Here is a 14628-nt window from a genome sequence, read left to right as displayed (position 1 = left end):
TCTCCGCGCGCTCCTCATCAGGCGTCCTCCCCCAGGCACTTGGCGAGCTCGGTCGCGTTGTGCCGCATCATCGATACGTAGTCATGGACCTTGTCGTCGAACGAGTCGCCGTAGATCGTGCAGATGCCGACGCCCTCGTCCTCGGCGACCCGGCGCAGCACGTCGGCGCGCGCCGCGAGGTTCGGTTCGAGGAACACCGACGGGACCTGCTTCTCCCGGATGGTGGTGCCGAGTTCCTCCACCTCGGCCGCGCTCGGCTCCTGGTTGGGCAGGGGCACGACGAAGCCCGCGATCTCCATGCCGTAGGCCTTGGCGAGGTAGCCGAAGGCGTCGTGCGTGGTGATCAGCTTGCGGTTCTTCTCCGGCACGGTCGCGAGCTTCTTCGCGACCTCCTCGTCGAGGGCGGCGAGGGTCTCCAGATACGCGGCGGCGTTCTTCTCGTACGTCGCCTTCCCGTCCGGGTCGGCCTTGATCAGCTCGGCCTCGATCCGCCGGACGTACGCCGCCGCGTTGGCGACGTCCTCCCAGGCGTGCGGGTCCAGGTCGCCGTGCACGTGCTTGCCGATCACGGCCTGCGGGAGCACCCACAGCTCGTCGCCCGCCGCGCCGAGGAAGGAGTACGCCTGCTCCTCCGGCACGGTTTCCCTGGCCCGGTCGGGCACGTTGAGCACCACGTCCTCGGGCGCGAGCCGCGCCGGCTCCCCGCTGGTCTCGTCGTCGGCGCGGACGTACACCTTCCCGGTCTCAGCGTTGAGCGCGACGTCGGCGTGCCCGCCGTCGAGCACCTTCGCGCCCTCGGGCGCCTCGGCGTCGTCGCCGACGGTGAACGTGAAGGTGCCGCTGCCGATCTCCGCGCTCTTCCCGGCGAGCGTCTCGGTCCGCCCCTGGACGGTCAGCCGGTACGTGCCGGGCTCTCTGAACGCCCAGTTGACGTGCGTGTGCGCCTCGGGCGGCAGGGCGAAGGAGTCGGCGTCGTCGAGGCCGTCGGCGGAATCGACGTACACCTTGGGCTTGCCGAGCGTGTCGGTGAGATAGACGCGCAGCTCGCCGGGGCCCTCCAGCTTCGTGGCGGTCGTACGGACCTGGGAACCGTCTCCCTCGACCTCGCCCTCGACGGCCCAGCCGAGCCAGAGCACGTCGAGCCCGAGGTCCTCCTCCAGCTTCATGACCGTGCCGCCGTGCTGCTCCAGCTTCTCGGCGATCTCGATCTTCGGGGCGGACTTCCGGGCGTTGGTGTGGACCATCTTCATGATCCCGGGCTCTTCGAGCAGCAGACCGTTGCTGAACACGACGTCGGCCTTGGCTACCTTGGCCGCGTCGCCGGGGCTCGGCTCGTAGGAGTGCGGGTCGCCGTGGTGCGGCACGATCGAGGTGACGTCGACGCGGTCGCCGCCGACCTGTGTCACGAGGTCGGCGATGATCGCGGTGGTCGTCGACACGGTCAACTCCGCGTCGGACGACCCGGTTTGCAGCCCGCTGCACCCGGAGAGCAGGGCGCTCGCCGCGACCAGCGCGGCTGCGACGGTGGTGCGTCTGGGGTGGCCCCGCATGGGGCTCCTCCTTCTATCGAACATGTCTCGAACACGCGGGGCTTTCACTGGGCGGTGCGGCGCCGTCGTACGAGGAGCACCGCGCCGCCGCCCACCAGCAGGGCGAGAACCGCGATGCCTCCGATCACGGCGACCTGCGCTCCGGTGGAGGCGAGCCCGCCGGTCGTCGAGGTGCCGCTGCCGCCGGTTCCGGAGGAGCCGGATCCCGGGTCCGTCGCCGAGGGCGAGGCGCTCACCGAGCCGGATGCGGACGCGGAGGCGGACGCCGACGGGGAGGCGGTCGCGGTCGGTGACGTGGAGGCCGACTGCGACGGGGTGGGCGTGGTCGTGGGCGTCGCCGTCGGCTCGTCGCCCGTGCCCGGCGTGACGGTCGACGGGTCCACGTCGTCCCCGACGACCCAGGCGATGGTCTCCGTGTCACTGACCTTCGTGCCGTCGGCGAGTGTGGCGCTGACGGCGAACGTCGTGCGGTAGACGCCTTCCTGCGCGAAGGTCCACACGGTGTGGCGGTGGGTCGGCACGGACAGGTCGAAGGTGTCCGGCAGCCCGTCCCCGCTGTGCGCGTGCATGGTCACCGAGCCGACCGAGCCTTCCGTGAAGATGCTCAGCGCACCCGGGCCCTGGACGGCGTCGAGCCGGAAGGCGACGCGGCCGTCGATCTCGGAGCTCTTGAACTGATCGGTGCTCCAGCCGGGCCAGACGAGACCGTCGAGTTGCTGGATGGGCAGCCACCAGACCGGGTCGCCGACCGGGCCCAGGAACTCGTACCCCTCGGTGATCTTCCGGCGGGCGCCCGGTTTCACATGCAGGACGACTTCGTCGGGCTCGTGCCACTCGTGGTCGTTGGCCGAGCCCTCCTTGATCTGGAACTGCAGCGAGCCGTCCACCGGGCGGGCGGCCAGATCGATGTGGCCGTTGTCGATGACGTGGGCGCCCGGTGCGGTGGGCGTCGAGGACGAGGGGGTCGTGGACGTGGGCGGCGTCGAGGGCGTCGGGGTGGAGCCGTCGCCGGGCAGTACGTCGTCCGGGTCGACGTCGTCGCCGACGACCACGGCCAGCGTCTCGGTGTCGGTGGAACCGCCGCCGGTGACCGTGAGGGTCAGGCGGTAGACGCCTTCCTCGGTGAAGCCCCAGGTGGGTACGGCCCGTTGCTCGTCCTTGGCCAGGGTGAACGCGCTGTGGGCGCTGTCACCACTGTTGAGGTGCTGCACCGGGCTCTCGTCGTTGTTGTCCATCTCGCGCGTGTAGGTGTACATCGCGAAACGCCCCGGCCCCTCGAAACCGGCGAGGCGGACCTCCGTGTCCGCGCCCGCCTCGGTGCCGTTCCAGCCCGGTTCGGGTGCGAAGATCTGCCCCGCGTTCTCCCAGCCGTTGAGGAAGTAGGCGGAGACCAGCGTGTCGCCCAGGATCGGATAGGCCGGACCGATGAGGTCTTCCTTGGTCGCCGGTCCGGCATGCAGCACGACCTCGGACGGCTCCCGTACGACCGCCGAGTCGCCGCTGCGGTCGTCGATCTGCAACTCCAGCTTCCCGTCGGCCAGTCGGGGCGTGAGGTCGAGTTCGCCCTCGTCGAGCACGACGGCGTCGCCGGCGGCGCGGGCTGCCCCGCTGCCGCCGGCGACCAGCCCTGCCGCGCTCAGGAGCACCCCGGTGGCCACGATGAGCGCCGCACCGGTGAAGGCACGTCTGTCGCGCGTCAGGGCCCGCATCACGAGCTGACGACGACGGTGTACGTCGCGGTGGCCGACTCGGTCCCGCCGTTCACCGTGCCCTGGACCCTGAAGGTGAGCTGGTAGGTACCGGCTTCCTCGAAGGCCCAGTTGGCGTGGTTGTGGGAGCCGACGGGGAAGTTCCTGGACTTGAAGGAGGTGGTGGCGGTGTTGCTGTCGTACCAGCGGGTGCTGCCGGAATAGACGCTGAAGTCCTCGGTCGTGGCGCCGTTGCGGGTGGCGCTGAGGAGGCGGTAGCTGATGGTGTTGTTGGCGAACACGCCCGTGGTCAGGTGCTCGGCGGAGATGCCCGGGAAGAGGACCCCGGCCGCGTCGGCGGCGGCTTCGGTGTCCGGCAGCAGCCAGATCTGGCTGCCCGAACCCAGCCAGCCGTGGCCCGGGTTGGCGACCTTCGCCGCCGCCGGTACGGCCAGCGTGACGTCCGCCGGCTCGTACTCGGTTTCGGTCTCCTCGTCGTGGACGTGCAGGTGCAGGTCGGAGCCGTCCCACTCGGCGTCGAGGACGTCGACGTGGCCGCTGCTCAGCGTGGTGGCGGCGAAGGCGGATGAGTTGAGGCCGGCCGTGGCGAGCGCGGCGGCGGCGATACCGGTGACGGTCAGCAGACGTCTGCGGGTACGCAAAAGAAACCCCCCTGGGTCATGTTCATGCCCGCACGGGCACGAATAAGACGATAATCGTTTTCATAAAGAGGGGCAATGAAATTGTGGTCTAGCCCGCCGCCGCTTGACCTCGGCGCCGCGCTCGCAGGCCCGACAGTCGCCGCATCGTCCGGCCCGCCACCGCGGCGTAGCCGATGCCGAACAGGAGTGAGGCGAGCAGGGCCAGCCATCCGGAGAAGTCGTCGATCAGGGGGAAGATCTGCCAGTGGGTCAGGTAGATGTACAGCGAGCTGCTCGCCAGCACGCCCGCCACGGTGTTGACCCGCCCGAGGCTCGGCAGGGTGCGGACCCACACCAGGAGCACAAAGCCGGCCGTGATGACGGCGTCCCGGAACGGCTCGCCGGGGAAGAAGCCGGGAATCGTGGCCACCGCCGCCGCGGTCACCAGGATGCGCTGCCGGGAGGTGTGCGCCTTCGCCGCGGCCCAGCCCAGCGCGAACAGCCAGAAGACCACGGCCGCCGAGGGGATGTGGAACCGGTCGCGCAGGCCGAGGAGGTCGTAGCGGGTGACGAGCCCCAGCGCCGCGATCGTCATGGGGAGGGCGAAGGGGAAGCGCCGTTCGGCGCGGTCCACGACACGCAGGCTCAGCAGGGCGATGGCGGCCACCAGGATGTAGGTGAGCGCCTCGACGAACCAGAAGTGCATGGCCGTGTCGCTGTCGTGCGGGCCGAGGACGCTGTGCAGCAGGACGAGGTTGGTGAGGCCGTAGTCGTCGGTGAGCGGCAGGACGAGGGCGATCCAGGCCAGGCTGGGCAGGACGATGCGGGCGATGCTACGCAGCCCGTGCCGGACACGTTCGCGGCGCTCCGCGGAGGGGGTGAGGTGGAAGCGGGCGAGGTTGTAGCCCGCGACCGCCAGCAGCAGGTGGGCGCCGCCTTTGACGTAGAAGACGTGGATGTGCGAGCCGACGATCATGACGATCGCCGCGGCGCGCAGCGCGATGCCGGTCTCCAGGGTGCGTCGTCTGCGTGAGCCCTTCCCCGGTGCGGACTCGGCGGGCTCCGGCGTGCGGAGGTCGCGTATGGGTCTGGTGTGCCAGTCGGGTGGCAGATGGCCTAGCGTCTGCTCCAAGTTGAGCGACATCTCGACATACGACAGTGAGTCGCCCCCCAGCGAAACGAAACTGCTGTTCTCAGTGACGTCGGCGCGGTCGAGGATCTCGGCGTACAACTGGACCAGGTCCGACGGCTGTTCGTCCGACCTCGGCGTGGGTGCGCCGCCGAGTCTGCGTACGGCCTCATGGTCGGGCTTGCCCGTGGGCAGTCGGGGCAGTTCGGGCAGGACATGGACGGCGACTGCCCGGGGTGGGAGCCCGAACTCACCGGTCACGAGGCGTCGCGCCCGGCTCGTGTCGGTGTCGCTCCCGCCCGCTACGGCGACCACCAGCGCGCCGTCGGCGCCGGCGCAGAGGGCGCTGAAGCCGTGCCGGTGCAGCAGCGCCTCGACGCGTTCCGGAGCGATCCGCAGGCCCAGTATCTTCGCGAAACGGCTGCTGCGGCCGACTATCTCGTACAGCCCGTCCGGGGTGCGACGGGCGATGTCACCGGTGTGGAGGGCCTGGGTCGTGCGGCCCAGCGCGAGGTCGGTGGGGTGTTCGGCGTAGCCGAGCATGACGTTCGGGCCCGCGTAGACCAGTTCGCCGGTGTCGGCACCCGGCCAGTCCGGGTGGGGCTCCAGGTGGAAGGAGCCGCCGGGTATGGGGACGCCGATCGTCTCGGGGTGGGTCGCGGCGAGGTGTGGGGGCAGGTAGGCCATGCGGGCGGTGGCCTCGGTCTGGCCGTACATCACATACAGGTCCCAGCCGTCGCGTCGGCCCAACTCGGCGTAGTGGCCGACCCGTTCGGGGGCGAGCCGGCCGCCTGCCTGGGTGATGCAGCGCAGGTGGGGCAGGCGCAGGTCGGCGAAGCCGGTCCGGTCCAGCAGGTCGAAGGTGTACGGGACGGCGGCGAAGGTGGTGCCGTGTGCGGCGCGGAAGAGGCCCCAGAAGCCGTCGTCGGCGACGGAGCGGTCGGTGAGGATCAGTCCGGCGCCGCGCAGCAGGTGGCTGTTGATGACCGACAGGCCGTAGCAGTAGTGCATGGGCAGCGTGGTGGCGGCGCGGTCCGCTTCGCGGATGTCCAGGTACGTGGCGATGGACTCGGCGTTGGCCTCGAGGTTCTCGTACGACAGCCGGACCAGCTTGGGCGAGCCGGTGGAGCCCGAGGTGCTCAGCAGCAGGGCGAGGTCCGGGTGGAGTGCGTGGGCGGAGACGGTCCGCCGTTCGTCGAGGCGCCAGTGCCCTGAGGGGTCGGCGCCGATCACGACGTCCGGGTCGTACGCGGCGGTCAGGGACCGCACGGCTTCGTCGTTGTCGCCGGGGACCAGCAGGACCGGGTGGCCGGCCGCGAGCGCGGCGAGGTAAGCGATGAGGGCGTCGGCCGTGTTGGCGCCGGCGAGCAGCACCAGCCGCCTCCGGGTTCCCAGGAGTGCGGCCAACTGTGCGACTTTTTCGGCCAGTTCGCCGTAGGTCAGTTCGCCGTCGGGGGTCAGTAGGGCGACGCGGTCGCCGTGTGCGGCGAGGCGTCTGGCGAACAGCGGCGAGATGGCGCCGGGCACGCCTGGGAGCAGGTCGGAGGGGGTGAGCACAGGCGAAGTATTAGGTATGCCTAACCTCAAAGGAAAGGCACAGAAACATCACAAGGAGCGCGTGGCGGGCTCACAGGGGCGCGTCCGGAAGGCTGGACAACCGTCGTTATCCAGCCGTTCTTGACGATGAGGTTAGCTTTACCTTATTCATAGGGCGTTCACAGGTTCCTTCGCGGCACCGCTCCCCGCTCCCCGCTCGCTCTCCCTCCCCGTCTCCACGGCGCGTTGTCCGGCCTCGGAGGTGAGCCATGTCAGGAAGGCTTCACCATGCGACGCCCCTCGGCCAGACGTCTCGCCGTACCGCTCCTCGCCCTCGGCCTGCTCACCCCGGCGCTCGCGGCGTGCAGCGACGAGCCGGCCGACCTGGTCATCTACTCCGGTCGCAACGAGGACCTGGTCGAACCGCTGCTGGAGAAGCTCGAGAAGAAGCTCGACGCCAACGTCGAGGTGCGGTACGGCGACAGCGCGGAACTGGCCGCCCAGATCCTGGAGGAGGGCGGCAAGACCGAGGCCGGGCTGTTCTTCTCGCAGGACGCGGGTGCCCTCGGTGCCCTGTCGAAGGAAGGCGTGCTGACGGCCCTTCCGCAGCCGACGCTCGACAAGGTCGACGCGGCCTACCGGGGCGGGGAAGGTGACTGGGTCGGCGTCTCCGGGCGGGTCCGGGTCCTCGCGTACCACCCGGGCAAGGTCTCCACACCGCCGGACAGCGTGCAGGCGTTGACCGAGCCGGAGTGGAAGGGCCGTGTCGGGTTCGCGCCGAACAACGCCTCCTTCCAGGCGTTCGTCACCGGCATGCGGGTCCTGGAGGGCAACGACGCCACCCGCGACTGGCTGAAGGGCTTCAAGGCCAACTCCCCGAAGGTGTACGAGAAGAACACCGAGATCCTCGAAGCCGTGGACTCCGGGGAGGTCTCTCTCGGCCTGATCAACCACTACTACTGGTACGAGAAGGCCGCGGAGGAGGGCGAGGGCAAGCTCACCGCCAAACTCCACTTCCTGCCGGGCGGCGACCCGGGCGGCCTGGTCAACGTCGCCGGGGTCGGCCTGCTGAAGGGCGCCGACAAGAAGGCGGCCGACTACGCGCAGCAGGCGGCGGACTTCCTGCTCGGCGAGGAGGCCCAGACGTACTTCGCCGACGAGACCAAGGAGTACCCGCTGGCCGCCGGCGTCGCTCCGGTGGACGGCCTGCCCGCGCTCGACTCCCTTCAGGCGCCCAAGATCAACCTCGGCGAGCTGGACTCGCTCAAGGAGACACTGGCCATGCTCCAGGAAGCCGGACTGGTCTGAGGCCCGGTCAGCCGATGGAGACGGGTCCGTCCGTCACGAAAGACTCCCGCACTCGCCCGGTCCCGCGGCTTCGGCCGGCCGGGCGGGTGCCGTGGGTGCTGGGCCTGCCGGCGACTGTGGCCGCCGCGTTCGCGCTGCTCCCGCTGGTGTACCTCTGCGTGCGCGCCCTGGAACGCGGGCCGGGCTACGCCTGGCGCATCGTCACCACCGAGCACGCCGCCCAGCTGCTCGGCCGCAGCATCGCGCTGGCCGCGGTCGTGGTGGCGGCCTGTCTGCTCCTCGGCGTCTCGCTGGCCTGGCTGACCACCCGTACGAACCTGCCGTGGGCGCGCGGCTGGGCGGTGCTGGTGACCCTGCCGCTGGCCGTGCCGAGTTACGTCGCCGCCTTCGCGTGGCTGTCCGCCGCCCCGCACCTGGCCGGCTTCACCGGCTCCGCCCTGTCGCTGACCCTGGTGAGCTTCCCGTACGTCCATCTGCCCGTCGCCGCCGCGCTGCGCCGCACCGACCCCGCGCAGGAGGAGGCCGCACGCTCCCTCGGCCTCGGGCCGCTGCGCACCTTCTGGCGTGTCACCCTCCCGCAACTGCGCCCGGCCGCCGCCGGCGGGGCGGTCCTGGTGGCGCTGTACGTGTTCTCCGACTTCGGCGCGGTCTCGCTGATGCGGTACGACACCTTCACCCGCGGCATCTACACCTCCTACCGGGCGTCCTTCGACCGGACCCCGGCCGCCGCACTCAGCGTCGTGCTCGTGATGCTCACCGTGGCCCTGGTCGCCGCCGAAGCGCGCACGCGGGGACGTGCCCGGTACGCGCGAACCGGCACCGGCACCGCTCGCCCGGCGGACCCCGCGCCGCTCGGGAAGTGGCTTGTGCCGTCACTGAGTTGGTGCGGCGCCGTCACGGCCGCCGCCATCGCGTTCCCGCTCGCCACGCTCGGCTACTGGCTGGCCGTCGGCAACTCGGCGACCTGGGACCCGGCCCGCCTCACCGAGACCGCCACGGCCACGCTCGGCGTCGCCGCCGCGGGCGCCGCGCTGACCACCCTGCTCGCCCTGCCCATCGGGGTGATCGCCGCCCGTCACCGGGGCCGGGCCGCCCATCTGCTGGAACAGGCCGCATACGCGGGCCACGCCCTGCCGGGCATCACCATCGCCCTGTCGCTCGTCTTCTTCGCCGTGCGCTACGCCCACCCGCTGTACCAGGAACTCCCGCTGCTGGTCGGCGCGTACGCCGTGCTGTTCCTGCCCGTCGCGGTCGCCGCCACGCGCGCCGCGGTCCTCCAGGCTCCGCCCGGACTCGAGGACGTGGCACGGTCGTTGGGCCGCGGGCCCTGGCGGGTCCTGCGCGAGGTCACCGTACCGCTGGCCGCGCCCGGCGTGGCGGCGGGAGCCGCGCTCACCTTCGTGGTCTGCATGAAGGAACTCCCCGCCACCCTCCTGCTGCGCCCCACCGGCATGGACACCCTGGCCACCCGTCTGTGGACGGAGACCGGCACCGCCTCCTACGCCGCCGCGGCGCCCTACGCCGCCGCGCTGATCCTGCTGGCCGCGATCCCCTCCTACCTCCTGGGGAGACACCGCACATGACCGAACCGCACGTCAGCGACCTGCGTGTCGAGGGACTGACCAAGTCCTACGGCCCACACGCCCCGCCCGTCCTCGACGGACTCGACCTCACCGTCCCCGGCGGCGCCCTGGCCGCGGTGCTCGGCCCCTCGGGGTGCGGCAAGACCACCCTGCTGCGCGTCATCGCGGGCTTCCTGCGTGCCGACGCGGGCAGCGTCACCGTCGGCGGACGCGTCCTGACCGGCCCCGGCGTCCAGCTGCCGCCGGAGCGGCGCCGCATCGGCATCGTCCCCCAAGAGGGCGCGCTGTTCCCGCACTTGAGCGTGGCCCGCAACGTCGCCTTCGGCCTGACCGGCCTCGACCGGACCGCGCGCAGACGCCGTACGGAGGAGATGCTGGACCTGGTCGGGCTGGCCGGCTACGGCGAGCGGATGCCCCACGAGTTGTCCGGCGGCCAGCAGCAACGCATCGCCCTGGCCCGTGCCCTGGCACCGCGCCCGGCACTGGTCCTGCTGGATGAGCCGTTCAACGCCTTGGACAGTGCCCTGCGCGCCGGGGTCCGCGCCGACGTCCGCACCGCCCTGCGCCTCAGCGGCGCCACCGCCGTCCTGGTCACCCATGACCAGCAGGAGGCCCTGTCCACCGCCGACCTCGTCGCCGTCGTCCGCGACGGCCGCGTGGCCCAGTGCGACACCCCGCAACAGGTCTACCGGCGCCCGGCCGACCCCTGGGTCGCCGGCTTCGTCGGCGACGCCGTCCTGCTCCGGGCCACCGCACTCGGCGGCACCACGGCGGACACGGCGCTGGGCACCGTCCCGCTCGCCAAGGACGCGAGCACACATACGGGTTCGGGCACTGTGCTGCTGCGCCCGGAGCAACTCGAACTCACTGAACCCGCCTCCGCACCGGCCGGCGGCACGGTCACCGACGTGCGCTTCTACGGCCACGACGCCATGGTCACCGTGACCGTGGACGGCCTGGACGACCCCGTGGACATCCGGGCGTCCGGCCCTCTCGCCGTACAGCCCGGTGACCGCACCGGAATCCGGGTCAAGGGAGAAGCCGTCCTGCACCCATGACGATTGAGCACGGGGCGCGAAAGTACCGTATGTAGCGTCGACGACGAAGGAGTTCCCGCAGTGCACGTGAGCCGTTGCGTACGAGCAGGAGGCGCCCTCGGGCATCTGCTGCTCGTCGTCGTGCTCGCGCTCGGCGTGTTCGTGATGCACACCGTGGGGCATCCGGACGAGTCATCGCACGCGTCCGTGTCGGCGATGGATACCGGGTCCCACGCGTCGGCGGCGATGGTTCCGGCGCAGTCGGCCCCGGCTCACTCGGACCCGGCGCAGGCGGCGTCCGCGGACGTGCCGGTCATGGCCATGGACATGGTGTCGCTGTGCGTGGCGGTCCTCTTCGCCGCCTGGATCCTCGTCGCACTGCTGCGATCAGCGCTCGCCCGCAGTCCCGGCTGTCTGGCGGACGCTCTCGCCCAGGCGCCTGTCCTGCGGCGCACCGCTCCACCCCCTCGCCCACCTGATCTGACCCAGTTGTCGGTTCTGCGGCAGTAAGCCGCTACGCCCTCGCGGGCGCGCACCACGCGCGGCCGCGATCTCGCGTACGGCCACACAGCCAGAGAACCGACAAACACGAGGTGAGATCCACCATGACTGCCTTCACGCGCGCCCTGCGCGGCAAGCCGGCCCGCCATGTCACGGCCGTCGGCATCGTCGCGGCGGGAGCCCTGCTGCTCTCCGCCTGCGGCGACAACGGCGACGACTCGAGCGGCACGGACCACGGCAGCGGCAGCTCCTCGGCCACGGCGAACGCCGAGGCCGGGGCCAAGGCCGGCGACTTCAACGACGCGGACGTCATGTTCGCCCAGATGATGATCCCGCACCACAAGCAGGCCCTGGAGATGGCCGAGCTGGCCGGCGGCCGTGCCTCCGACGCGGAGATCAAGGACATCGCCGGGAAGATCGAGAAGGCCCAGGACCCCGAGATCCAGACGATGAAGGGCTGGCTGGAGTCCTGGAACAAGCCGGCCGAGGCGGAGTCCATGGAGGGCATGGAGGGCATGGACCACTCCGGCGGCTCGGGCACGGGCGGCATGATGTCCGAGGAGGGCATGGCCGACCTCAAGGCCATGAAGGGCGCGGAGTTCGACAAGATGTTCGCTCAGATGATGATCGAGCACCACGACGGCGCGATCACCACGGCCGAGGACGAGCAGAAGAACGGCAAGAACGCCGACGCCAAGAAGATGGCGGACGCCATCGTCAAGGGTCAGTCCGCCGAGGTCGAGCAGCTCCAGGACATCCTCGACCGGCTCTGATCCGCGTCACTGACTGACTGCCGCGCACCACCCCGCTCGGCTCCGGTGCCGACCACCTGCCGGTGTTGTCCGGCACCGGAGCCGATCCGTGGTGCTCCCCGCGCATCCTGCACACCCGCGTATGTTTCATGTCAGAGACGCAGACGCATATGAGGAGCCCGTCGTGCGCGCACGTGATCTGGCGGTCGGATACGAGACGGTGAGCGTCGACAGTGACGCCCTGGAGGCGGCGCGGCTGATGGCCGAGCACAAGTTGCCGGGGCTGCTGGTGCTCGACGAGCGCGGTGAGCCGAAGGCGATCCTGCCGGCGTCGCAGATGATCAAGGTGCTGGTTCCGGCGTATGTGCTGGAGGACCCGACGCTCGCCGCGGTCGTCGACGAGAAGCACGCCGACCGGCTGTGTCAGGCGCTGGTCGGCCGACGGGTCGGGGAGTGCCTGCCCCACAAGGCGGCGCCGCCCCCGATCGCGGACCCCGACGACACCGCGCTGGAGGTGGCCGCACTGATGGCCCAGGTGCGCAGCCCGGTGGTGGCCGTGGTGGAGAAGGCGAAGGACGGGACCCATCTGCTGGGCGTCATCACCGCCTCGCACCTCCTCCACGAGCTCCTCCCGACGGCCGGCACGGCCGACGGCACGTGAGAGTGTGACGTACGCCATATGCCTCCTGCGTGACTTTTACTCGGGACACTGATTGGACGGCGCCTCCCGTCCGTACTTCTTGCTGTCAGGTCCGGTCACATCAGGAGGCATGGATGCGCCTGTCGCGCAACAGGGTCGGAACCGTCTTCGTCGGCGGAGCATTGAGTCTGACTCTCGCCGCACTCGCGTACCCCGCAATGCTCGGGGTGGACAAGGCAGCCACCGGGCAGGATCGCATCATCGCGAACACCCCCTACGGTCCGCTCACCGAGGCGGACCGGTCCTTCGTGGTCGCCGTGCGCGCGGCCGGGCTGTGGGAGTACCCGCTCGGCATGACGGCGATGGAGCGCGGGACGACCCCGGCCATGAAGGAGGCCGGCGAGCACCTGGTCGTCGGGCACGCCGGGCTCGACGAAATGTGCCGCAAGATCGCGCCCGAGCTGGGCATCACGCTGCCCAACCAGCCCAGCCCGCAGCAGCAGCAGTTCGTGGCGACCTCGCAGGCCGAGACCGGCAAGCAGTTCGACACCACCGCAGTCAACATCATGCGGACCGCCCATGGCCGGATCTTCCCGGTGGTCGCCCAGATCCGCGCCACCACCAAGAACTCGCTGGTCCGTCAGCTCGCCGATCTGACCAACGACACCGTCCTCGACCACATCTCGGTCCTGGAGAAGACGGAAATGGTCAACTTCGACCAGGCCCTCTTCCAGCAGACGAGCCCGCCCAAGCTCCCCCAGGACCAGATGACCCCGCCGCCGCCCCAGCCGGGCGCACCGATCGTCGCGCTCACGAAGCCCCCGGGCCTGGACCTCCAAACGTCCGCGCCCACCCCGTCCCCCAGCCCGACCGTGAAGTGACGCCCCACGCACTCCACGCCTATCCCCCATCCCCTATCCCCAGCCGAAGTAGCGCAGCCACACATACGCCATCGCCACCACGACCGTGACCGCGGTGACCACGAGGCCGTACTTGGTGAACTGCCAGAAGGAGATGGGCTGCCGGTTGCGTTCGGCGATGCCGAGCACGACGACGTTGGCCGAGGCGCCGATGGCGGTCGCGTTGCCGCCGAGGTCGGCGCCGAGCGCGAGCGCCCACCACATGACGTGGTCGCTCGCGCCGCCCATGTTCTGCACGAGGTCGCCGGTGATGGGGGCCATGGTGGCGACGTACGGGATGTTGTCGACGACCCCGGACAGTGCCGCGGACGCGCCCAGCATGAGCATGGAACCGGCGAATTCGTTGGTGCCGATCATGTCGGCCAGCGCGCCGGACACCTCGTCGACGACGCCCGTGTCGATGAGCCCGCCGATCATCACGAACAGGCCCGCGAAGAAGGCCAGCGTGGGCCATTCGACCTCGGCGAGGACATCACCGGTCTCGACCGCGGAAACGGCGATGAGCAGCCCGGCGCCGAGCAGGGCGACGACGCTGGGCTCGTAGTGCAGTACGGGGTGCAGGACGAACCCGGCGACGACCAGGACGAGGACGACGAGGCCCTGGATCAGCAGCCGCGGGTCCCTGATGGCCTCCCGCTCCTCCAGCTCCATGATCTCGGCGGCGCGGTCCTCGTCGTACACGAAGGACTTGCGGAACATCACGCGGCACAGCAGCAGGAGAAGCAGTATCAGGACCGCGGCCAGCGGGGCGAGGTGGATCAGGAAGTCGTTGAAGGTGAGACCGGCCCGGCTGGCGATGATGATGTTGGGCGGGTCGCCGACCAGGGTCGCGGTGCCGCCGATGTTGGACGCGAACACCTCGGCGATCAGGAACGGGGCGGCGGGCAGGCCGAGGCGCTCGCAGACCAGCAGGGTGACCGGGGCGACGAGCAGGACCGTGGTGACGTTGTCGAGCAGGGCCGAGGCGAGCGCGGTGATGACGACGAGCATGGCCATCACCCGGTAGGGCCGGGCGCGGGCCCGCTTCACGGCCCAGATGGCCAGGTACTCGAACATGCCGGTCTTCTTCAGCACGCCGACGATCATCATCATGCCCATCAGCAGGAAGATGACGTTCCAGTCGACGCCGGTGTCCTCGGAGTAGAACGCCGTGACATCGTCGGTGGCGCCGATCGCGAGCATCAGGCCGGCGCCGCCCAGGGCCACCGCGACCCGGTGGATCTTCTCGCTGATGATCAGGGAGTACGCGCCGACGAACACGACGAGCGCGGCCCAGCTGTGCCAGTCGTTCACGGCGCCGCCGGGGGTTCGTGGACGGGCATCGACGCACGTGCCATGACAGG

12 protein-coding genes are annotated in these 14628 nt (G+C 70.5%); 7 read left to right on the top strand and 5 right to left on the bottom strand.

Going from position 1 to position 14628, the window contains the following annotated elements:
- Positions 1-17 precede the first annotated feature (17 nt).
- The 4 genes from KCH48_RS10960 to KCH48_RS10945 all read right to left on the bottom strand — a co-directional run bounded on the left by KCH48_RS10960 (position 18) and on the right by KCH48_RS10945 (position 6565).
- On the bottom strand, positions 18-1550 hold the full coding sequence (locus tag KCH48_RS10960; protein ID WP_210572540.1) for an anchored repeat ABC transporter, substrate-binding protein: 1533 nt from the start codon (positions 1548-1550) through the stop codon (positions 18-20).
- A gap of 44 nt (positions 1551-1594) precedes the next feature.
- Positions 1595-3259, bottom strand: coding sequence for a choice-of-anchor M domain-containing protein (locus KCH48_RS10955; protein ID WP_246885159.1), 1665 nt, complete (start codon positions 3257-3259; stop codon positions 1595-1597).
- A complete protein-coding gene (locus KCH48_RS10950; RefSeq protein ID WP_210572536.1) occupies positions 3259-3900 on the bottom strand; it encodes a choice-of-anchor M domain-containing protein in 642 nt (213 codons plus the stop codon). The genes KCH48_RS10955 and KCH48_RS10950 overlap by 1 nt, the downstream gene beginning before the upstream one ends.
- Positions 3901-3988: 88 nt before the next feature.
- Entirely contained in the window at positions 3989-6565 is a 2577-nt protein-coding gene (locus tag KCH48_RS10945) for an AMP-binding protein (protein WP_210572533.1), read from the bottom strand.
- A gap of 267 nt (positions 6566-6832) precedes the next feature.
- Here KCH48_RS10945 and KCH48_RS10940 point away from each other — a divergent pair, with 267 nt between their 5' ends.
- From KCH48_RS10940 to KCH48_RS10910, 7 genes are all read left to right on the top strand, one after another.
- Positions 6833-7852, top strand: a complete 1020-nt coding sequence (locus KCH48_RS10940) for an iron ABC transporter substrate-binding protein (protein WP_210572530.1) — start codon at positions 6833-6835, stop codon at positions 7850-7852.
- A 95-nt stretch (positions 7853-7947) separates the two neighbouring features.
- Entirely contained in the window at positions 7948-9435 is a 1488-nt protein-coding gene (locus tag KCH48_RS10935) for an iron ABC transporter permease (RefSeq protein ID WP_307840852.1), read from the top strand.
- Positions 9432-10493: an ABC transporter ATP-binding protein gene (locus KCH48_RS10930; RefSeq protein ID WP_210572527.1), complete on the top strand. Its 1062-nt coding sequence runs from the start codon at positions 9432-9434 to the stop codon at positions 10491-10493. The genes KCH48_RS10935 and KCH48_RS10930 overlap by 4 nt, the downstream gene beginning before the upstream one ends.
- Before the next feature lie 60 nt (positions 10494-10553).
- A complete protein-coding gene (locus KCH48_RS10925; protein WP_210572524.1) occupies positions 10554-10982 on the top strand; it encodes a DUF6153 family protein in 429 nt (142 codons plus the stop codon).
- Positions 10983-11077: 95 nt separating this feature from the next.
- Complete coding sequence (locus KCH48_RS10920) at positions 11078-11746, top strand: DUF305 domain-containing protein (protein ID WP_210572521.1); 669 nt, start codon at positions 11078-11080, stop codon at positions 11744-11746.
- A 163-nt stretch (positions 11747-11909) separates the two neighbouring features.
- Positions 11910-12386, top strand: a complete 477-nt coding sequence (locus KCH48_RS10915; RefSeq protein WP_210572518.1) for a CBS domain-containing protein — start codon at positions 11910-11912, stop codon at positions 12384-12386.
- A gap of 113 nt (positions 12387-12499) precedes the next feature.
- On the top strand, positions 12500-13246 hold the full coding sequence (locus KCH48_RS10910) for a DUF4142 domain-containing protein (RefSeq protein WP_210572516.1): 747 nt from the start codon (positions 12500-12502) through the stop codon (positions 13244-13246).
- Positions 13247-13279: 33 nt separating this feature from the next.
- Here KCH48_RS10910 and KCH48_RS10905 read toward each other — a convergent pair whose 3' ends face one another.
- Positions 13280-14578: an SLC13 family permease gene (locus tag KCH48_RS10905; protein ID WP_210572513.1), complete on the bottom strand. Its 1299-nt coding sequence runs from the start codon at positions 14576-14578 to the stop codon at positions 13280-13282.
- Positions 14579-14628 lie beyond the last annotated feature (50 nt).

It is taken from the genome of Streptomyces sp. GESEQ-4, assembly GCF_017948455.1.
GTDB lineage: Bacteria > Actinomycetota > Actinomycetes > Streptomycetales > Streptomycetaceae > Streptomyces.
Note: the sequence above shows the minus strand (reverse complement) of the source record. Positions and strands in the feature narration are given on the sequence as shown.

Excerpts from the sequence above, each read along its gene's own strand:
- KCH48_RS10960 (WP_210572540.1), bottom strand. The coding sequence starts at position 1,550 with ATGCGGGGCCACCCCAGACGCACCACCGTCGCAGCCGCGCTGGTCGCG.
- KCH48_RS10955 (WP_246885159.1), bottom strand. The coding sequence starts at position 3,259 with ATGCGGGCCCTGACGCGCGACAGACGTGCCTTCACCGGTGCGGCGCTC.
- KCH48_RS10940 (WP_210572530.1), top strand. The coding sequence starts at position 6,833 with ATGCGACGCCCCTCGGCCAGACGTCTCGCCGTACCGCTCCTCGCCCTC.
- KCH48_RS10930 (WP_210572527.1), top strand. The coding sequence starts at position 9,432 with ATGACCGAACCGCACGTCAGCGACCTGCGTGTCGAGGGACTGACCAAG.
- KCH48_RS10920 (WP_210572521.1), top strand. The coding sequence starts at position 11,078 with ATGACTGCCTTCACGCGCGCCCTGCGCGGCAAGCCGGCCCGCCATGTC.
- KCH48_RS10910 (WP_210572516.1), top strand. The coding sequence starts at position 12,500 with ATGCGCCTGTCGCGCAACAGGGTCGGAACCGTCTTCGTCGGCGGAGCA.